A 20,301-nucleotide genomic window follows, 5' to 3' on the forward strand; every position below is an offset into this window, starting at 1 on the left:
AAGGCATCTCACAATCTTACACATTTTTGATCAATATCAGTTGTATTTTCGGATTTGAGGCTCTCCTATACTGGAGTTGTACGAAGCGCTTCGGACCCTGAGGTTCGCCGCGAAGTTCAAAATGAAAAGGGAGAGAAAATCACGTGAAAAAGACAGCATCCTTGGTTTTGGCAACGTTGACGGCGGCTGCCGTCCTATTATCGGCTTGTTCGAGCACCAACTCCGACAAGAATGCGGCTGGCAGCGGAGCCGCTTCGTCGAGCCCCGCAGCCGGCTCCGAGAGCCCAGCGGGCGGCAAGGATGAAATTACGCTGTACACGATTCAGTCGACCAAGCCTGGCTTCCAGGAGTGGCTGAAGGAAGCGGAGGAGCAAAGCGGCGTCAAGATCAACTGGGTAGCCGCCCCGACCGATTCGGATACGCGTCAGCAGAAAGTATCGACCATCCTGTCGTCGGGCGACAGCTCGGTAGATATTTTGGAGATCAACGACGAGATGGCGACTTCCTTCAAAAATGCCAATTGGCTGGAACCGCTGCAAAATACGGTGTTGACCGAGGACGTCTACAGCCAGCTTCCGAAAGGCTACATGGAGGATATGCTGACCTCGTCCAAGGGCGATGTGATCGGCGTACCGAGCTATTCCGGATACCTCGGCCTGTGGGTAGACCAGAAGAAGCTGGATGAAGCGGGGATGACCTCGATCGAGAACGAAGAGGACTTCGTCAAGTTTCTGAAAGCCGCTACGAAGGACGGACAATTCGGCTACGGCGGTTCTTGGGAAAAAACGTACGTGTTTAACGAAATCGCGACTTTCGTGAACCTGTTCGGCGGAGACTACTTCGACTGGACGAACGAAGGCAGCCGCAAAGCCGTTCAGTTCATGTACGATATGGCCAACACGTGGAAAGTAACGCCGGTCGATCAGATCGCCGACAAGTACGAGCAGATGAACCAGAAGTTCATCGACGGCAAATACGGGATGGTATTCATGTGGGGCACCGGCACGGACTATCAGCAAGCGGGCCGCTACGGCAAAGACCAGATCCATATGATCAATATGCCGCAATTCGCCAAGCGCAGCATTTTCACCGATTCGTGGAGCTTTGTGCTGAACTCGTCCTCCAAAAACAAGGAAGCGGCGACCAAGTTCCTGAAATACGCAGCGAGCGTAGACGGCGAATTGAACGGCTGGAAATACTTCGGCAAATATCCGGCAAGAGCCGATGCCGCAGCCAACGAAGCGGTGTCCGGCGATATCAAGGAAGTGTACACGCAGATTCAACAGACAAGCGAAGTTCGCGGCCGTCCGATGCTTCCGCAGACGATGGAGTTCATCTCCGAGATGGGCACGCTGTTCCAGAACTACGTTCAGGACAAAATTACGCTGGATGAATTCTGCGCGAAGGCTCAGGAAGCCGTCGAAAGATACCAATAAGGCAGGCTCGAAAGGCGCGGTTCAGCAAGTAAGCCGGACGAAGGATGATCGCTGCCAAACGGCTGGATCATCCTCGGCCGGTTGGCGGGCCGGCGCTCGCTTCGATACTCCATTAAGGAAAGGCGCTTTGCCATGTACTTGAGCAGAAAATATTTGACCCTGGCTTGGGTCCTTGTCCTTCCGGCGCTGCTGATCCGATTGTTCACCACCATCTATCCGATTATCGAGACGTTCCGGGTCAGCTTTTACGACATTAAGCTGCTTCGGGGGCTGCACGAATTCGTCGGCTTCCGCAATTATATCGATATGTTTCGCGATTCCAAGATGCTGACTTCGATTGAATTTACGGTTATTTTCGTCGTCGGGTCGATGATCGGGCATCTTGTATTGGGCATTGCGTTAGCGCTTATTTTGAACATGAAGATCAAAGCCCAGAAGGCGCTGCGCACAATCGTGCTGCTGCCTTGGGCAATGCCGATGGTCGTCATTGCCATGGCTTCGAAATGGGCGTTCAACAACGAATACGGCTTGATCAACGATTTCGTACGCTGGTTTAACCCGTCGTTCAGCATGGACTGGCTCATTCATACGAATACGGCTCGCTATGCCGTCATTGCCGTCGACCTGTGGAAGGACTTGCCGTTCTTCGCCATTCTCATTCTCGCCGGCTTGCAATTTATTTCTTCGGACATGTACGAAGCGGCCAAAATCGATGGAGCAGGGCCGATCCGGTCCTTCTTCCGCATCACTTTACCGCTGCTTTCAAAAAATATATGGGTACTCAGCATCTTCTTCACGATGTGGAGAATCACTTCCTTCGACGTCGTTTATGCGATGACGAGCGGCGGACCCGGAGAGAGTACCGCGCTCATTGCTTATCGGATTACGACGGAGGCGTTCACGAACCTGAATACGGGCTATGCGGCTTCGATCGCCGTCGTTCTCTTTATCGTGATGGCTCTGCTCAGCGGTCTCAGCATGAAGGCAGCCAAACGCGTCGATTATTAAGGAGCGAACGAATATGGTTTCCAAGTTTTCACGTCCATTGATTCTCCGTGGATTCCAGTGGTTGCTGGCAGCCGTTGTGGCGTTTCTCATTCTGTTTCCGTTATGGTGGATTTTTATTTCCTCCATTACGCCGGCGGGGGAGCTGTTCTCCAAGCCGATCCGTTACTGGCCGCTTCATCCGACGCTGGACAGCTACAAGTATTTGATCGACAACGTAGGTCTGATGAAGAAAATCGGCAGTACGGCGATCATTGTCGGCGTTTCGATACTCGTCGGGATGATAATCTCCGTCATGGCGGCTTTCAGCTTTGCTCGCTTTAAGAGCAGGTGGTTAACGCTTGCGGCGGCGTTCCTGCTGGCCTCTATGCTTATTCCCGACATCGTCACCGCGCGTCCGCTGTACGACTTCCTGCGTTACGTGCATCTGTACGACACGTATACCGGGCTTATTGTTTTGTATATTAGCGGCATTTTGCCGTTTACGATTCTGATTCTGCAAAACTACCTCAGAGATATTCCGGTTTCCATCGAGGAAGCGGCTTCGATCGACGGCTGCAGCTTTTTCCAGTCGCTGATCTACGTAACGCTGCCGCTGCTGCGTCCGGCGCTTGCGACCGTATGTATCGTGAACTTCATTACATGTCTGAACAACTTCTTTACTCCGCTGTTCTATTCCAACGGCATCTCGGTGCTGTCGACGGCGATTACGCAATTGCCGTTGCGGGACAATATGTACGCCGTACCGTGGGATCTCGTCAGCGCGATGGGCTGGATTATCATTTTGCCGATTATTATCTTTGTCGCCGTATTCCAGAAGCAAATTATGGAGGGCATCATGGCGGGCGGCGTTAAAGGCTAAATAAAAGGAGACTACCCTACTATGATCAACAATCCATTCATGGGCGGCCTGACTGCGCTGCCCCTCTTGAAAAGCGGCAGAAGCCGGGCCATCAATGCCGAAAATCCATATGGGGAAAAGGGCAAGGGCGGCACAGCCGCCAGTCCTCTCGGACCTTCCCGCAAAGGCTCGCCTTGTCTGCGCGATGTAGCGCCGGGCGCAACCGTCACTTTGGCGGAGATGGAGGGCCCGGGGATCATCGAGCATATCTGGATCACGGTCACCGATCGGACGGAGCAGGACACTTACGTTCTCCGCGATTTGGTGCTGCGGATGTATTGGGACGACGAGACGGAGCCTTCCGTGGAAAGCCCGCTCGGGGACTTCTTCTGCAACGGCTTCGCCAGAGGCTGTACGGTCAACTCGATTCCGATCGTCGTGAATCCGACGCGCGGCTTCAACTGCTACTTCCCGATGCCGTTCCGCAAAAAAGCGAAAATTACGATCGAGAATCAGCACGAGTCCGCGATTCCGGCGTTTTTTTACCAGGTGGATTACTGCCTGCATGACGAGCTCCCGGAAAATACGGCGTATTTCCACGCCCAATGGAAGCGTCAGCGGCTCACCAACAAGCAGGAGGACTATGTCATCCTCGACAATGTGAAGGGCAGAGGCCAGTATGTCGGAACTTATATGGCGCTGACGACGCTGGAGCGGCACTGGTGGGGCGAAGGGGAAGTCAAAATGTTCATCGACGGCGATGACGAGTACCCGACGATTTGCGGCACCGGCACCGAGGATTACTTCGGCGGCGCATGGAGCTTCGCTACGCAGCAGGACGGCAAAACGGTAGAAAACACCTACTGCACGCCGTACATGGGTTACCCGTACTACTCGAACCACGACGATGTCGTGCATAATCTGTATCACAACGACGACGTTCCGCCGATGCGCGGCTTCTATCGTTGGCATATTCTCGATCCGATCCGTTTTGACGAGGATATTAAGGTTACGGTTCAGCAGATCGGCGTGTACAAGAAGGGACTGTTTGAAAGACAGGACGACGTCGCAACGGTCGCTTACTGGTATCAGAGCGAGCCGCATCAAGCGTTCGCGCCTTTGATGTGCAAGGAAGAGCGTTGGCCGCGATAATAGGCGCTGGGAGGAAAGGCAATAAAACGGTAACGCAATAAATAGGAAGCAAGGGGCAGACCGCTGTTGCAGCGGTTTGCTCCTTATTGCCGGTGTGTGGGACTTGGCGCTGAGCGGAGCAGAATGATTTACGGGATGCAACGTGTATAATGTAGGTACGAAAAAAATGAAGGCACGGAAAACGGGAAAGAGGGGGCGGCAGACACAGATGCGGATGCGCGGCTTGGGAATTTGGACGGTTGTTCTGCTGTTGCTCGCTTTGTCTGCGTGCGGCTTCGGCAGAAGCGAGGGGCATACTCATTTCGGAGACGGCGCCGGAGCCGACCAGGAAAATCGGACGGGGACCGTAATCAAGCTCTACAATTTCAAGGTGGAAATGTCCGAGCAGCTTGATGCGCTCGTTAAGCAGTACGCGCTGGAAACCGGCGTAAATATAGAAGTCGAGACGTGCGGAGGCGGCTGCGATTACGGGGCCGGGCTGAAGACGAAGTTCAACTCCGGCGACCGACCGGATATTTTCTTCGTGGCGGGCCATTCCGATCTCAATCTTTTTCAGGAGCATTTGGAAGACCTGACGGACCAGCCGTGGGTGGACAATATGCTGGAGCTGACGAAGCCGGCGATTACGAAGAACGGCGCGATCTACGGGATGCCGCTCGTAATCGAGGGGTGGGGATTCGTCTACAATAAAGACTTGTTTAAGCGGGCCGGTATTACGAAGCTTCCGGTGACGCTGACAGAGCTTCGCGAGACGGCGGTAAGGCTTAGGGCTGCGGGCATTCAACCGTTCGAGAACGGATATGCGGAGCGGTGGGTCGTCGGCAATCATTTGGTGAACGTTGCGTTTGCGCTGCAGCCGGATCCGATTGCCTACGTGGAGGAGGTGAGATCGGGGCGGGAGAAGCTGACCGCTAACCCCGTGCTGCGCAAATGGACCGACTTGATCGACCTGACCGTGGAATACGGCCAGCCCAACCCGCTGCAGACGGACTATACGTCGCAGGTCGCCAACTTTGCGCACGGCAAGGCGGCGATGATGCAGCAGGGCGTATGGGTGCAGGGAATGATGGACAAGCTCAATCCCGGCATGGACATCGGCTTGCTGCCGATGCCGATTAACGACGACCGCGAGGCGATGGACAAGCTTCAGGTCGGCGTGCCGAACTATTGGGTCGTCAGCCGCAGCTCCAAGGTGAAGCGTGAGGCGAAAGCTTTTCTGAACTGGCTGGTCGTTTCCGCCGAAGGCCGGAAGTTTTTCGCCGATGTCAAATTCATCCCCCCGTTCAAGAGCATCCCCTTCAACAAGGAGCAGATCGGACCGCTAGCCGCGGATGTCGAAAGCTATATCGAGCAGGGCAAAACGCTGCCCTGGATGTGGCAGCGTTATCCCGGCTACGAGGCCAACACCTACCAGATGGCGGTCCACGTTCAGTCTTACATCGGCAAGCGGATCGGGCAGGAACAGCTTTTCCAGGACCTGCAGAGCACTTGGGACGACTTCTCGTCGGAGTGAGATTCTTCAAGCCGGATAGGCGCATGTCGAGCGACTCCTATCGATAGGAAGCAATCGGCAAGATTGAAGATGGGAAGTCGATGAAGTAAAGCTGGATCAATCCAGCTCCTTCGTTCATTTAGTAGGTTTTGCGAGCCTTCTCTTGTAAAACGTAGAGCGCAAATACGACGTAGCATAGCCCCCAGGCGACCGATCCCAGATCGGAGACGGACGGAATGAAATAGATGCCCGGGTATACGATGAACAGGATCAGACTCCAGATCGGATAGACGCGCGCGCGTATAGCGGTCGCGGCGAATACGATTTGACCGACAAGCGTCAGGGCGGAGTTGACGGGCAGCAGGGTCGAAATGTAGTCGTGGTCCTCCGGCAACAAGCCGAGCATGTTGTTCCAGACGAGCGCCGCCGTCAACGCGCTGGAAACGGAAAGGATTAGAACCGAGATCAACCCGAGAATGCTGCTTCTCGGCGCCTGATAAAGGTAGACTCCGATGATGCCGATGCCCATCAGCACGCAAGCGGCGAAGCCGCTGATCAGCTCCGGCATGCTGTCGGAGCCCCAAATATAGGCGGACGGCATCATGCAGATTCGCGCGATTCCTCCGAGCAACGCGATGATGGCCAATCCTTTAATCGCCTGTTTTACATCCATGAAACATAGCCTCCTCAATGAGATGCGATAGTGTCGTCGCTCTGTCCCCCCAACAGCGGAAATTCTTCACCTATCGTAGGTCTTATTTCCCTGGTCGACCAGTTACGAGTTGTCACATTCTTCGTCATGACTGTCACGATTGTACTCGCCCCCCTATACGATTCGAACGGGGTTTGCTACACTCTAATCAAGTTTGAAGAGGATGGTAAAGGGCAGAGGGTGGGGTAATTTGATTTCCATCATCATCGTGGATGATCAGAGGCTGCTTCGGGAAGGTCTGCATACGATTCTTCAATCCGAAGAGGGATTGGAGATCGCGGCGATGTGCGCCAGCGGGAAGGAGGCTTTGCAAGCGGTACAAGAGCACAGACCGAACGTCGTGCTCATGGACATCAAGATGTCCGGAATGGACGGCATCGACGCCATGAAACGGATCAAGCGGGAGTACCCCGAGACGATCGTGCTGATGCTGACGACGTTCGCGGAGGATCGTTTTATCGTTGACGCCATGGCGGGCGGCGCCGACGGATTTCTGCTCAAGGATATGTCTTCGAGAATCATCGTGCAGACGATACGCGACGCGATGAACGGGGAAGTGATTTTGCCGGCCCCGATCGCTTCGAAGCTTGCCGCGAAGCTGTCCGCGTTGTCCGATACAAGGGTCGATGCCTTCGACGAGAACAAGCTGAGGGAAAGCGGCTACAGCTTCACGGCGCGCGAGCGGAAAATCATGGAGCTCATGATCGAAGGCTATACGAATCGGCAAATCTCGTCTTCTCTGTTCATGGGGGAAGGGACGGTTCGGAACTATATTAGCGTCATTTACAATAAAATCGGCACGAACGACAGGCAAGCCTCGATTTCCATTCTGAAAGAGTTTCTTCTGGAAGACGCTTATTAGACCCGAATTCGGGAACAAATGCTCTTCAGCCGCTTTCGATGCAAAGCGGCTTTTTTGCGTGTTCGCAAGTCTTCCGGGCTTCCGGCGCATGACAATATCAGTGACAGTCTGTAACTATCGGGAGAACAACCTGTCTCTTAGAATGAGATTGTCGCAAATTGGAAAGGAGAAATGCGCATGGGTACGAGTATAAAAGCAAAGGGTCCTTCGAAAATGGCGCTGCTGCTGACGACGTCGCTGCTGTTCGTTCAGCTTGCTGTTCCTGGCGAGCGAACTTTCGGTTCGGAAGTCTCCAGGCTGAACGTGTTCGACGATCGGCTGGAGGAATCGTTTCACAACAACAGTTGGGCAGGCGTCAGCCTGGAAGAGACGGGGACGGTCTATGAAGGAAACCGTTCGATCCGGTTCGAAGCGAACGAAGGACAAGCCGTATATCTGTACAAGGACCGCATCATGAACGCGGGCGAGTACGACAGCTTCAGCTTCTGGCTGCGCGGCAGCGGACAAGGAGGCCAGTCATTCAAGCTGGTGTTCACGCTGGGAGGACAGGCGCTTGCGGAGCTGGATTCCGCCGATCTGCTGCCTGACGGCATTCCGGCGAACGAATGGGTCCAAGTCACCGTCCCGCTTGGCGATGCCGGGGTACAAGGGTGGATGGATGGCATCCTGATTTGGGGAGCGGGACAGCAAGGACCGCTGTTCTTGGACAATATCTCGTTTACCGGACAAGGCGGAGGCCGGGAGCCTGGCGGAAATCCGGGCGAGGAGCCCGGTGGAGAGCCTGGCGGTGAAAATCCGGGAGAAGAACCGGGCGATCCGATCGAGCCGGTTGAAGGATTTTATCTGTACGACGACATGCTGGCGGATTCGGTAAAGAACTACAGCTGGGGACAGGTCAACCTGACGGACAGCTCGGTAAAGCGGACGGGCTCCCGCTCGATTCGCTTTACGCCGAACGGAGACGGAGCGTTGTACCTGTACAGCACTCAACTGTTGACGGTGAATGAGTACGATAAGCTGAGACTGTGGGTGAACGGAGGTTCCGAAGGCGGGCAGAAAGTACAACTCGCGCTGACCGCGGGAGGCGCAACGGCGTTCGAGCGTCCGCTGGAGCACTGGCTGCCGGAAGGCGTTCCCGCAGGGGAATGGGCGCTGATGGAGCTGAACCTTGCCGAATTGGGGCTGGAGCACCGTCTGTTCGACGGCATTCGCTTGACCGGCCTGGAGCCGGGTAAGCAAGCGCCGCTCTATCTGGACGACATCGCGATCACCTCCCGGCAAGCGGCGCAAGCCGCCGTGCTTGAGCTGAGAATCGATCAGCCGCGTCTGGTGATGCTGCCGGGAGAACGTCGTCAGATTCAGGCGGAGACGCTCCTGCAATCCGGTGACACGGCCATCGTGACAGGCGACACGCAATGGACGATTGACCGGCCGGAGCTTCTGTCCGTCGAAGGCGGCGAACTCGTTGCGCTGCAGCCGGGCATAGCGAAGGTTACGGCAACCCACAAAAATTTTACGACCGACGGGTTCGTGCAAATTACGGAAGTTCAGGCAGAGTCGGTGTATGAAGAATCGCTGGCTTCAGGCTTCCACAACTACAGCTGGCATGAAAAGGACTTCGCCAATACGGAGCAGGCCAGAAGCGGCAGCCGCTCGATCAAGTTCGAGCCGGACGGCTGGGACGGCGTATGGGTTTCCGGCGAGTCCAAGAAGTCCGTGGAGGATTATTACGGTATCCGGTTCTGGCTCCACGGGGGCAGCACCGGCGGTCAGGAGCTGTTGTTCCATTTTTACAACGGCAATCAGTCGCTTGGCTCGATCGATCTGAACGAGCTGTTCCCGAATGGATCTCTGCCTGCCGGTCAATGGACGGAAGTAACGGTCGGCATGGCCGATCTTGGCCTGGATCTCGGATTTTTCGACGGTTTTATCGTACAGGCTGCAACGGAGGACAATCAGGAAGCGATCTATATCGACGATATCGCGTTCCTGTCGAATCCGAATGCAGGGCAGCTGCCTGAGCCGGAGCTCCCGCTCGTCACTGTAACCGTCGATCAGTCCTCGGAACGGAAGCCGATTAGCAATGATATTTACGGCATTAACTATGACGAAGGCCATCCGACGACTTCCACTCTGCCTTTTACAGTAGAACGTTGGGGAGGCAATCAGACGACTCGCTACAATTGGCAGTTGAATGCGGCGAATCGCGCCAGCGACTGGTTCTTCATCAACTACCCTTACGATGATCAGGATTGGGAGCCTTCGCAGGGCTCGCTGTCGGATCGGTTTATCGATCGCGTGCTCGGGAGGGGTAACCAGCCGCTGATGACGATCCCGACGATCGGCTGGACGCCGAAGGATCGCACGGTCAGCTACGGCTTCTCGCAGCAGAAATACGGAAACCAACAAGAAGGCGCATGGGAGCTGCCGGATGCCGGGAACGGAGTGTTCAGGGACGGAACGTTAGTGACGAACAACGATCCTTCCGATACCTCGGTTCGCGTCGGAACGGAGTTTGCTGCCGACTGGGTTCGCGATATGGCGGCAAAATCGAACGACAAAGTCCGACTGTACGCGCTGGACAATGAGCCGGACCTGTGGCATGTGACGCATCGCGACGTCCATCCCGAGGCTCCAACCTATGACGAGCTGTGGAATAAAACGGTGGAGTACGGAACGGCGATTAAGCAAGCCGACCCCGATGCTCAGCTGTTGGGCCCTGTTTCGTGGGGATGGTGCGGTTACTTCTATTCCCCGGCCGATTGGTGCGCCGACGGTCCGGATCGCCAAGCGCACGGCGGAACGCCTTTCCTGGAATGGTACTTGCAGCAGGCGAACCGTCATGAGCAAGAGACCGGCGTGAAGCTGATCGATTATTTGACGATTCACTATTACTCTCAGGAGGGCGGGGTTCCGTCCGAAAATGAAAGTCCGCAAGTCTCGAAACGCCGCTTCCAGGCGCTCAAGGCGCTGTACGACGATCAGTTCGTCGATCAATCCTGGATTCAGGAGCCGATCCGGCTCATTCCGCGCATGAAGGAAATCATCGAGCGCAATCGGCCCGGACTGAAGCTGGCGATTACGGAGTACAACTTCGGCAACGGCTTCGGCGTTACGGCAGGTCTGGCGCAAGCGGAAGCGCTCGCGATCTTCGGCAAGGAGGGCGTCGATCTGGCGACTCGCTTCGGTAACTTCCAGGCGGACACGCCGATCGAGGATGCGTTTAAGCTGTATCTGGATTACGACGGTCAAAGCTCCAAAATCGAAGGAAGCAGCGTTAGTACCGTTTCGTCCCGCTTTGATGCGATCGGCGCTTATACGATCGAAGGGAATGACGGCAAGACCTACGTGCTGCTGTTCAACAAGGACACGTTAAGCCGGGATGTTCAGTTGGAACTGGGCGAAGGCTTTGACGCTGCGGAGGTTTATACCTTCGATGCGATTCGTCGCCTGGCCAAAACCGGAGACCTCGCGGGAAGCGAGACCGGCTCCGTGTCGCTGAAGCTGCCGAAACGTTCGGCGACGCTTCTTGTCGTGGATCCTTCGAACTAAATCTCGGCAAGGTTAAGGAGGAAAAGTATAAATGGAGTTGAAGCAACGGCATAAGAGCAGCCTGTTTCGCTTGATCGCTCTTGCGATGGCTGTCTGCCTGCTAGGCTCCGCGTTTCTGGAGAGAGCCGCCTCGGCGGCTTTTTCTCCTGCGGACATTCGCGGAGCTTGGCCGGAGCGGAATTTGCCGGAATGGATGAACAAGGGCTGGTTAACCGGATATCCGGACGGAACGATGCAGCCCGATCGTAAAATTACTCGCGAAGAAGTATCGATTGTGGTGGCGAAAGCGTTCGGCCTGAAGCTAAGCCCGGAACAAACGGCCGTCTTCAAAGATGCGGCATCGATCTCGAACGTCGGCGGCGCTCCGTTTCCATCTCCGGAAACCAGAGGTGGAGGAGGCGGAGGGAACCAGGATACGACGCCTCCAGCCGCTCCTGTGGTGGAGGGCGTTCAGGATCAAGGGATCTATGCGTGGCCGGTGACTCCGAATTGGAGCGATGCTTCCGGCACGACCAGTACGGCCACCTTGATCAAGGAAGGTTCCGATAAAGTCAGCTATACGAAAAATACCGAGATCGCCGAAGAAGGCAGCTATATCCTGAGCGTTACGGCGAGGAAAAATTCAAACGGCATGAGGGCTGCGACGACGATTCGTTTTACGATCGATTCCGCCGCCGCGGTTCCGGCGGTGATAGAGGGCGTGGAGGAGGGGAGAGCGTATTCTTCCACAATCGTCGCCTGGACGGATGCACCCGGCATGAGCAGCACCGCCACGCTGGCCAAAGACGGAGGAGAAGACGCTCCGTTCGATAGCGGAACCGTGATCGACGAGGATGGCCAATACGTTCTGACAGTCACGACGAGGAAGGTTGCGAACGGTCTGACTGTACAGCAGCAGATCCTGTTCACGATCGACTCTGCGTCTCCTCATCTGATGGGCTTCTCAGATAACGCGATCCTGTTTGGCCCGGCTGAGATTGCCTGGGCGCCTAGAGCGGGAACGCAGATCCAGTCGATCACTCTGAATCGCAGGAACACTAATACGACTATACTGAACGTTTCCAGCCCAAAGACCATTGATGTAGCAGGGGAATATGTGATCAAATTTACAGTGAATGATGATGGCCAAGAAAGGAGATACGCCTATCAATTCATCGTTGCCGAGATCCTCGGTGTAGAAGAAGGAGGCGTATACTCAGGAGGCTTATACTCAAGGGTGTCAGCCAGTTGGTTTGAGCCCAAAATTTTTGGCGAGGTCGAAGCGCTGCTGACGAAAGACGGCGGTTCTCCAAGACCGTACGTAAAGGGAGAAACGATTAACGAACTGGGCGAATACGTCCTGACCGCAACCTGGCGGATCGGCACTGCCAGTTCGGAATCGAAGTCGATTCGATTCACCGTTGTTTCCCCACCTCCTGCTCCGGATCTGTCAGGCGTATCCGATAACGCTATCCTATTTGACACAGCTGAGATTGCCTGGACGCCCGGCGAGGGAACACGGATCCACTCGGCTACTCTGGATCACAGGAACACTAATACGACTATACTGAACCTGTCCAGCCCAAGGACCATTCATGCAGTAGGGGAATATGTGCTCAAATTTAGAGTGATCCAAGACGGGTTGACTGGCGAGCACCGGTATCCATTCATGCTTGTCGCGATCCGCGGCGTAGAGGAAGGGGGCGTATACGCAACCGCGACGCCTGAGTGGTATGAGCCGAAATATTTTGGCGAAGTCGAAGCAGCACTGGCGAAAGATGGCGGTTCTCCAAGACCGTACTCTAAGGGAGAAACGATTAACGAACCTGGAGAGTACGTCCTGACCGTAACCTGGCGCACCGACTCAGGCAATTCAGAATCGAAGTCGATCCGTTTCATGATCGAAGGGGAAGGCCCCGTGGCTCCGACGGTCGAATTACCCGGTGAACCGAATGTCAGTTACTACTTCAGCGTCACGCCTGCTTGGACCGATGCTGAGGGTACGACAAGTACAGCAACGATAAGCAAGGATGGAGCTTCTCCCGTCGAGTATAATAAAGGAACGCTGATCGATGAGGATGGCGAATACGTCCTGGTTGTGACCACGACGAAAACATCGAACGGCTTAACGGCAGAGGCGACGATTACCTTTACGATCGATAACCGCCCTGTATAAGCAAAGCTCATAGAACGGCTGTCCGCCCGTCGATCAAGACGGAGGGCAGCCGTTTCTTTCGTCCGCTAACTCTGCGGTTGCCTAATCCGTCCATGTGCTAGCGGTCAGCGGGACCGTTAGACGTGCCGATTCGGAGGAGGGGCGGGATTTAGCGGTCTGGGGGACCGTTAGACGTGCCGATTCGGAGGATGGTCGGGATTTAACGGTCTGGGGGACCGTTAGACGTGCCGATTCGGAGGATGGTCGGGATTTAACGGTCTGCGAGGCCGTTAGACGTGCCGATTCGGAGGAGGGGCGGGATTTAACGGTCTGCGAGGCCGTTAGACGTGCCGATTCGGAGGATGGTCGGGATTTAACGGTCTGCGAGGCCGTTAGGCGTGCCGATTCTGCGAGGCGAGGCCGACCATCCAAGCTATGAAAAAAGGGATCGTCCCAGAGGGCGGCGTAATCGCTGCCTCTGAGACGATCCCTTTCGTTTTACTTGGCGGCTGCTCCGCTAGGAGGTCCGTTCTTGACGACCGGCTTCTGGATGGCCTTCTCCGCTTGTTCGAAGTAGTAAGCGGCGCCGATCTGGAAGCCGAGCCCGAAGCCTACGACGTCGCCGGCTCCTTCTACCGCTTTGCCCGATTTCAAAATGTGGAACTGTTTGGCCAGCTTATCCTCATCGAAATCCGTTATCTTCAGCTTAAGCGAGCCGATGCTGTATTCGAGCTTGGGGAGATCCTTGTTGCTCATAAAACCGCTCAGCACTTCACCCAAGCCGTACGTGTACGCTTTGGCGGCTTTGATGATTTGTTCGTAATCGTCGAGCATTAACGAGAAGGAGCTGACGTTCCACACCGACGAGCTGACGCCGATAAACGCGCCGGCCATGAAAGCCATATAATCGTCGCCCGTCGGAGAAACGGGCTCTAACGCCATCAGATACTCCGCAAAGCTGCCGTGCTCGCCCGTATCGGTGACGGAGATCGTCTCATAGGTGTCCGGGTCGACCTCCAGCCAGGCCCAGCGGCTTTCGCCCTGAATGATCGCAGGCCGATTAGGAATCAGCATGGCCGCGGAGGAGGCTTTGGCCCGTTCGATGAGCGCATCCGGAAAACCGTGTTCCTCCATATACTTCAAATCCTCTTTCCGGTTGTTCCCGAGGCTCAGGAACAGCGACGTATTTTCCGGGCTGTTCTGCCAGACGTCCATGAAATCCGTTTTGTCGCCCGGCAGCGCCGCGCCTTCAAGCCGGGAAGCGAATAAGCCGCTCATGATTTGAAAGCCATGGACGGCTTCCTCCGAGCCCCGGTGGGTCCGGTTGGCGATCTGCTGCAGGTCGACACTGGTTCTGAGCTTCGATTGCGCCCGGTCGTTGCGGACGGTGACGAAAATCACCCGTTCCTTGTCGACGCGTCCCGCGGTAACGTCCAGAACTTCCGCAAGCTCGTTTTCGTAGGCGGTTTGATTGGCAACGATCCGGTACAGAATGTTCCGGGTGTACCAGACAAGCGCGGAGTGGTCATCCGGCTTCGCCGTCGTCTTGTGGACTCGGCCCGCTGCCTGCTGAAGCGCTTCGGCCGCCTCGGCGGACAGATCGGGGAGATTAACGGCAACCGTATGGAAAATGTCTGCGATCTCTTCTCCGTCCTTGAGCTGTGTTTCGTGTATGAGCTTCTTCTTCGGCAGTTGAACCTCGATGCGCACGCCGACGATTTTCTGTTCATTCGTGTCGATCAGACGATTGCCGACGATCTGCAGCGTCTGGTTTTCCAGCACGGCCGTGTACTTGCCGCCGGAACCGCCCGCGCGGATATCGATCGGCTCACGGCTCAACTGCTCGAGGTCCAGCGCGGCATCCAGAACGCGAACTTCCTCGATGAACGGCCCTTCGTCGCTGCCCCCACCGCCGAGCGCGCCTCCGATGTCTCCGGCGATGCCGCCCACTCCCCGGTCTTCTTTCGCTTCGGCCTTGAAATAGACGCTGATCGTGCTTTGCGCGGACGTCATGCGTTTGCTTTCCTGACCGCCGGGGAAGAAGGCCAGACCGCCCAGCTCCGATAAGTCCTTCATGAACGGCACGACGAAGATTTTGGTCTCTCCCTGTTCGTCAGAGTAGGACCATGCGGGTAGATGCTTCAGATTTACCGCATCTACGGAGCCCATCTCCGCAAGCGCCTGCCTTCCCCGATCGGTGACCTGCACCACTCTAAGCGCCGGACTGTAGCCGAGCTTGGCGAGCAGACCGCCGGTCAGGTTGGCCAAGTCGCCTTCCGTTCCCCAGCCTTGAGCCAGCACGGCTTCCGGAGCGTTGCGGTAGATCGAATACAAGTCCGTGGAAGGCAGCCATCTGAGTCCCTCCACCAATACCTGGAAGTCGGCCCGCGTCTTGACCGCTTCCAGCTGCAGCATGCCGTGGACGATGGGCAGAGGAGCCGGAACGCCTTCCTTGCGGCCTTGACCGGCGTCAAAGTCGACTGTCTGCACGGCATTGGCCGACGCTTTGGCGGCTTCAAGCGAACGGTGGCGGCTGATCGCTTCCGCCAGCGCAGCAGAGAGCTGAACGTCGAACTTGTCGTCCAGAGGCGGCTCCACCCGTTTGACGAGCAGATCTTTTTCCGAATAGACTTCGTTCCCGACGGGAAGGTTCAGACCGACGAAAAGGTCGGATTGCAGCGTCCAGTTCAGATCCGTCTGATGGCTAGGGATCGAGAACACGAGCAGCCCGCGCCGCGAGGAGCCGTCGAATACGGCCCAATCCTTGCCGACGCCAAGCAGCAGCCCGTCGGTGATCGGGTCCGCTTGCAGGTTCGCAACCTCGCGATCTGCCGGGGCGTGAACCGGCGCAAGCTTAAACGTCTCGCAGAAGCCGGAAGACCCGAAGCCGTCGGACTCGTCGGTCACCGTCACGTCGGCGATGACGAAGTTGCCGCTGCCGGACTCCATGTCGCGAATGCGAGACAGAGAGTTGACGGTTAGCGATACCCCTTTGCCCGGGATCGCCGCAGCGCCGCCTTCGCTCGATGTCCCCGCCGAGCCGTTTTCACCCCAATTGCCTGTGGAACCGCCGCTTACCGGAAGCACCGTCGCGCCCCCGAAGAGATCGACGTACAGCTCCATCGGCATTGTTCCCAGCGCATTCGGAGTCTGGAAGGCCAGGCGGGCTTTGTTGGAGGACCCGGGGCCGAACATGACGGGCCGCAGCAAGCCGTGAGGCAGCAGAGCGGTGGCCGTATGAACGGGAATCAGGAAAGGCCCCTTGGCGGTCTTGACGTTCAGATAAAACCGCTCCTGCGGGTTCAGCTTCAGATCGGCCTGAACGAGAGATTTCAATTGGGCTTCCACGATTTTGAACATGCTCGTTTTGCGGGTCAGTGCCACCTTCTCGATATGGTCCGTTTCACCGACTGCCGTTAGGATCAGCTCGAACGTATCCGAAAGCTTGCCCGCGGCGCTTGTCGGCATGCCGGCTAGCACGTCGGGGTCCTCCTTCGGAAGGGGGCCTGCCAAGGCAAGCGACATATGGCCGTGTTCGATATCGTAGTAGTGGACGGAAGCCTGTTCCATCTTCTCGTCGGGGACGATGAACACCAGCATTCCCCTAACCGTCTCGCCCTTCCTGACCGTGACGTCTCCTTGTCCGGGAGGCGCCAGCGGCTGCTCAGTCAGCCAGGTCGCCGTCGAAGCCGGATAGGTGCCCGCCCCGTTGACGTTCATGAAGAAATGCGAGGCGAAGTCCGGAATCAAGTAGGCGGCTCCGTCCGGATGAACGTTTGTCAGCTCCATCTCGATAGCCGCAAAGCTGCGATTGGTCGGCGCGTCTACGCCTTTCAGCTTTTTGAGGAAGAGAAGCTCTCGGGCCGTCCATTCGACTGCCTTGTTTTTCCCTTGGCTGTTGAGCGGAAGACGCTTGTAGATTTTGACCTCCTCGCTTGGCAGATCGCGTCCGTAGACGAGCGCAGCCGTCGCTTGCTCGTATTGCGCGACCTTCTTGCCCGTCTCGAAGCCGATGGTCTGGAATTCGACCTTGTCGCCTGCGTCGAGCAGCACAGGGAAATCGACCAATTGATCGTCTGAATAAATGCGGGCGAGACCGTCATCGGATTCGTTGCGGACGGCGAGCGTCAGCGGAATCTGCTCGGAAGGACGCTTCTGGACTTCGGCAAGCGCATCTTGGAACGCTTGGGCCAATACAGCCGGATCTTCCGAGATCACGTACTTGCCTCCCGATTTCTCCGCCGCCCATTTGAACGCTTCCTCGCTGTCGCTCGTTCCGAGACCTACCCACAGCACTTGGATGCCTTCCTCTTTGATCCCGTTAAGCATTTCTCCGAAAAAGGCCTTTTTATCCTCTTCGACATCAAGCGCTGCATCGGTGACATAGACGATGACGCGCTTTTCGGAAGGGATTTGCTTTAACGAGTAGTACGTCATGTAGACGGAATTCAAAATGTCGGTTCCCCCGACCGCCTTCAGATTGCCCAGCGCCTGCAGCAGCTCGGATTTGCGAGAGGTGAACACCTGATCGAACTTCAGCTCCGTGGAGAAGCTGAGCAGCTGCATCAGGCTATTGTCCGGAAGCTGGCCGATGAAGTCATGGAACAGATGCTTGACCTTGTCGATGCGATAATCGCCGTTGCCCGAAGCGGGATCGACGTCCATCGAGCCGCTTACGTCCAGCGTCATGGCGATGACCGGAACGTCGGACGGAGATTGCTCCTTCGGCCGCTCGTAGGTGAGCTCGAACCGGTTGCCCAATCTGTCGTTAATGGCGGCGAACACATGGTTTAATGCGGCTGCGTCCTGTGCGGAATAATACGTGCCTTCCGACATTGCGGCCAGCTCCAGCAGCGTCGAGTTTTCGTGATCCGGACCGAAGCCGATCGAGTAGATCGGAATGCCGGAGCTTCTCGCGGCTTGCTCGACTTCGCTTTTGCTCACCTTGCTGCCCGTGCCCGCTTTCTCGGCGTTGCTGTCCACGCCGTCGGTGAACACGACCAGCGTCGGCCGCTGCTTCCCCTTCAGCAAGGTCAACCCCTCGATGACCGAATCGTACAGCTTCGTATTTCCTTTCGCCTTGATTTGATCGAGATTCGCCAGCACTTCCTTCTTGCTGACGCCCTCCAGCACCCGTATCTCGGAGTCGAAGTCGATCACCTGGATATGGGCGTTGTCCGGGAGCCGTTGAATAAAGTCGCGGGCGGATTCCAGCACTTGCCCCATCGACTTCGACATGGAGCCGGAGGAGTCCAGCGCCAATACGACGCTTGGCGGCGTCGCGATCCGGTCGAGCTTGACCGGCTTGCCCGATCTGCCTCCCTCTACAATATCGATATTTTTCATATCGGGTGTAAATTTGGGGTTTTGGGAATCGAGCAGCATGAAGGTCAAGCGAGCCTGATCGCCCATCTCGACGGCTTCCTCGATTTTCAGCTTGCTCTCTTCGCCGCTGGCATCGCCTATTCCGTCGTTCCGGTAGGCGCTCTGCAGCAGCGGCTTGATCTCCAGCTCCGTCATCTCTCCCGCGCTGACGGGAACAAGCCTCGTATTGAGAGGGATTCTGTTTTCCGTCTCAACCACGATGTTCCAGAAACCGGAGGGAAGCCAGAACAGCGTGTCTCCTTCCGGCGTTTTGTCGCCTTTCAGATGAAGCTCCGGATGGGTCAATGTAACTCCCGGAGGCGCTTCGACCGTGATCTGGCCCAGCGCGTCCCCGCGCACCTTGAGCGCTCCCAGCCGTTCCCCGTCCTTGACCGAACGGATGTCCTCGCCTTCGTCGAGCGTGAAGACGATTTCCTTCGGATCGGAGTCCGGGCTCCAGGTCAGCTTCCACAGCAAGGGGGAGGACGTATCTTGCGGCATATCGTCCAGCGTATAATGGTTTGTTTTGTAGGCGTACAGCTCCTGATTGTAAGCCAAGTCTCTGCGGTATTGGCCTTGCGAATAGAAGCCTTTGCCCGACAACCGGACTTGGCCTTCCGCCAGATCGACTCTAAGGCTCTGGTATTTATGCTGTTCGTTGGACGTCATAAAGTAGACTTCCTGATTCGGGTAAGCGGACGTCTGGAAGGTGACGGGCTCCCCATGCTTCAGACGAAGCTCCCTGTATACCTTCAACAGATATCCCTCGCCGTACTTCGAAGCGACTCCCCACCAGACGGTTCCTTCCGGATCGTCCGCGCGAAGCAGCCAGCTGTCCTCGGAGGCGCCCATATAGAACTTGCCGCCTAGCTCGGTAACGTACAGCCTCAGATCCTCCCAAGGGTCGGCTTGCGGATCCTTCCACTGCACCTGCAACTGCCATAGATCCCCTCCGGTGATCCGGGAAGTCTCCATATTTTCTTCATTGACGTATTTGAATTCCTGGGTCTGGTTGGGGGTGTAGTCGACGGATTGATAGTTGCCCTGGGATCCGAACGGATTCAAATAGGGGATCGCAATGTCCCACTTGCCGATCGGATACGTCTTTCTGCGGGGCAAATCTTTGACAGCATCGGCGCTTTCGGGCTTTCCCGAAGCGACGGACTCGGCGGCCGTGCCGCCGGAGCCTCCATTGTCTCTAACCAATAGGGCAATAGCGCCGAACGCCAAGAGCGCGCCGACGAGAAGAAGAAGGGCGATCTTGGCGTTCTTATTCGCAAGCAAGCTTTTCATGGACTGTCGTTCCTCCGTTCCCGTTTAATCCGTCGCCGCAAAAGTATGCCCGCAGGACGGACAGAACCGGGCGTCCAGAGGGGATGCTTTGCCGCAAACGCAGTCTTTTTCGTTCGCGAGCGTTTTGATCTGTTTGTGGTTTTCCTCGATTTCGCGTTCCAGCCGCACGATGTCCGCCACGTTCGATTGATAGTCCGACTCCGCAACGTCAGGCAGCCGGCCGACCGCGTTCAGGAAAAACAGGCGGCCGATGTTCTGGTACAGCTTCTCGATCTCCTTCTGCTTGTTGCCGTTCTGAAGCTTGAGCTTGTTGACCTCCACGACGATTTTCGCTTTGCTGCCCGCCTCGGAGAACCCCGATTTCACTTTGTCCATGAAGCTCATGTCCATTCCTCCCAGAGATAAAGGTTGATTATGCTCATTGTAAAAGAATGCCGAGGTCCCCCCTAGTTACATGT

The 20,301-nt window shown here is 56.3% G+C and carries 11 protein-coding genes; 8 read left to right on the top strand and 3 right to left on the bottom strand.

Annotated features, from left to right (window positions below):
• Positions 1-143 precede the first annotated feature (143 nt).
• The 5 genes from ACESLM_RS13010 to ACESLM_RS13030 all read left to right on the top strand — a co-directional run bounded on the left by ACESLM_RS13010 (position 144) and on the right by ACESLM_RS13030 (position 5,947).
• Positions 144-1,436 carry an ABC transporter substrate-binding protein gene (locus tag ACESLM_RS13010; RefSeq protein ID WP_372631984.1) on the top strand — a complete coding sequence of 431 codons (1,293 nt, stop codon included), beginning with the start codon at positions 144-146 and terminating at the stop codon, positions 1,434-1,436.
• 132 nt (positions 1,437-1,568) lie between these two features.
• Complete coding sequence (locus tag ACESLM_RS13015; protein WP_372631985.1) at positions 1,569-2,444, top strand: carbohydrate ABC transporter permease; 876 nt, start codon at positions 1,569-1,571, stop codon at positions 2,442-2,444.
• A gap of 61 nt (positions 2,445-2,505) precedes the next feature.
• Positions 2,506-3,303: a carbohydrate ABC transporter permease gene (locus ACESLM_RS13020; protein WP_372631986.1), complete on the top strand. Its 798-nt coding sequence runs from the start codon at positions 2,506-2,508 to the stop codon at positions 3,301-3,303.
• Positions 3,304-3,324: 21 nt separating this feature from the next.
• A complete protein-coding gene (locus tag ACESLM_RS13025) occupies positions 3,325-4,434 on the top strand; it encodes a glycoside hydrolase family 172 protein (protein ID WP_372631987.1) in 1,110 nt (369 codons plus the stop codon).
• Between the two features lie 208 nt (positions 4,435-4,642).
• Positions 4,643-5,947 carry an ABC transporter substrate-binding protein gene (locus ACESLM_RS13030; protein WP_372631988.1) on the top strand — a complete coding sequence of 435 codons (1,305 nt, stop codon included), beginning with the start codon at positions 4,643-4,645 and terminating at the stop codon, positions 5,945-5,947.
• 118 nt (positions 5,948-6,065) lie between these two features.
• On the opposite strand, the gene ACESLM_RS13035 is transcribed toward ACESLM_RS13030, so the two are convergent.
• The gene (locus ACESLM_RS13035) at positions 6,066-6,599 is read right to left on the bottom strand and encodes a hypothetical protein (RefSeq protein WP_372631989.1); all 534 of its coding nucleotides are present in this window, start codon (positions 6,597-6,599) and stop codon (positions 6,066-6,068) included.
• Between the two features lie 229 nt (positions 6,600-6,828).
• Between ACESLM_RS13035 and ACESLM_RS13040 the strand changes: the two genes are divergently transcribed.
• The 3 genes from ACESLM_RS13040 (at position 6,829) to ACESLM_RS13050 (ending at position 13,207) form a co-directional block, all read left to right on the top strand.
• Entirely contained in the window at positions 6,829-7,500 is a 672-nt protein-coding gene (locus tag ACESLM_RS13040) for a response regulator (protein ID WP_372631990.1), read from the top strand.
• A 177-nt stretch (positions 7,501-7,677) separates the two neighbouring features.
• Positions 7,678-11,052 (top strand): glycoside hydrolase family 44 protein, encoded by a 3,375-nt coding sequence (locus ACESLM_RS13045; RefSeq protein WP_372631991.1) that lies wholly within the window; start codon positions 7,678-7,680, stop codon positions 11,050-11,052.
• 31 nt (positions 11,053-11,083) lie between these two features.
• Positions 11,084-13,207 carry an S-layer homology domain-containing protein gene (locus tag ACESLM_RS13050; protein ID WP_372631992.1) on the top strand — a complete coding sequence of 708 codons (2,124 nt, stop codon included), beginning with the start codon at positions 11,084-11,086 and terminating at the stop codon, positions 13,205-13,207.
• Between the two features lie 477 nt (positions 13,208-13,684).
• On the opposite strand, the gene ACESLM_RS13055 is transcribed toward ACESLM_RS13050, so the two are convergent.
• Positions 13,685-19,843: a vWA domain-containing protein gene (locus tag ACESLM_RS13055; protein WP_372631993.1), complete on the bottom strand. Its 6,159-nt coding sequence runs from the start codon at positions 19,841-19,843 to the stop codon at positions 13,685-13,687.
• Positions 19,844-19,867: 24 nt separating this feature from the next.
• Positions 19,868-20,227, bottom strand: coding sequence for a zinc ribbon domain-containing protein (locus ACESLM_RS13060; protein WP_372631995.1), 360 nt, complete (start codon positions 20,225-20,227; stop codon positions 19,868-19,870).
• Positions 20,228-20,301 lie beyond the last annotated feature (74 nt).

Origin of the sequence: Cohnella sp. (assembly GCF_041641335.1) — a bacterium.
In the GTDB taxonomy this organism is placed as follows: Bacteria; Bacillota; Bacilli; order Paenibacillales; family Paenibacillaceae; genus Cohnella.

Coding starts and splice junctions, on each gene's coding strand:
- ACESLM_RS13045 (WP_372631991.1), top strand. CDS start 7,678: ATGGGTACGAGTATAAAAGCAAAGGGTCCTTCGAAAATGGCGCTGCTG.
- ACESLM_RS13015 (WP_372631985.1), top strand. CDS start 1,569: ATGTACTTGAGCAGAAAATATTTGACCCTGGCTTGGGTCCTTGTCCTT.
- ACESLM_RS13030 (WP_372631988.1), top strand. CDS start 4,643: ATGCGGATGCGCGGCTTGGGAATTTGGACGGTTGTTCTGCTGTTGCTC.
- ACESLM_RS13035 (WP_372631989.1), bottom strand. CDS start 6,599: ATGGATGTAAAACAGGCGATTAAAGGATTGGCCATCATCGCGTTGCTC.
- ACESLM_RS13025 (WP_372631987.1), top strand. CDS start 3,325: ATGATCAACAATCCATTCATGGGCGGCCTGACTGCGCTGCCCCTCTTG.
- ACESLM_RS13060 (WP_372631995.1), bottom strand. CDS start 20,227: ATGAGCTTCATGGACAAAGTGAAATCGGGGTTCTCCGAGGCGGGCAGC.
- ACESLM_RS13050 (WP_372631992.1), top strand. CDS start 11,084: ATGGAGTTGAAGCAACGGCATAAGAGCAGCCTGTTTCGCTTGATCGCT.
- ACESLM_RS13055 (WP_372631993.1), bottom strand. CDS start 19,843: ATGAAAAGCTTGCTTGCGAATAAGAACGCCAAGATCGCCCTTCTTCTT.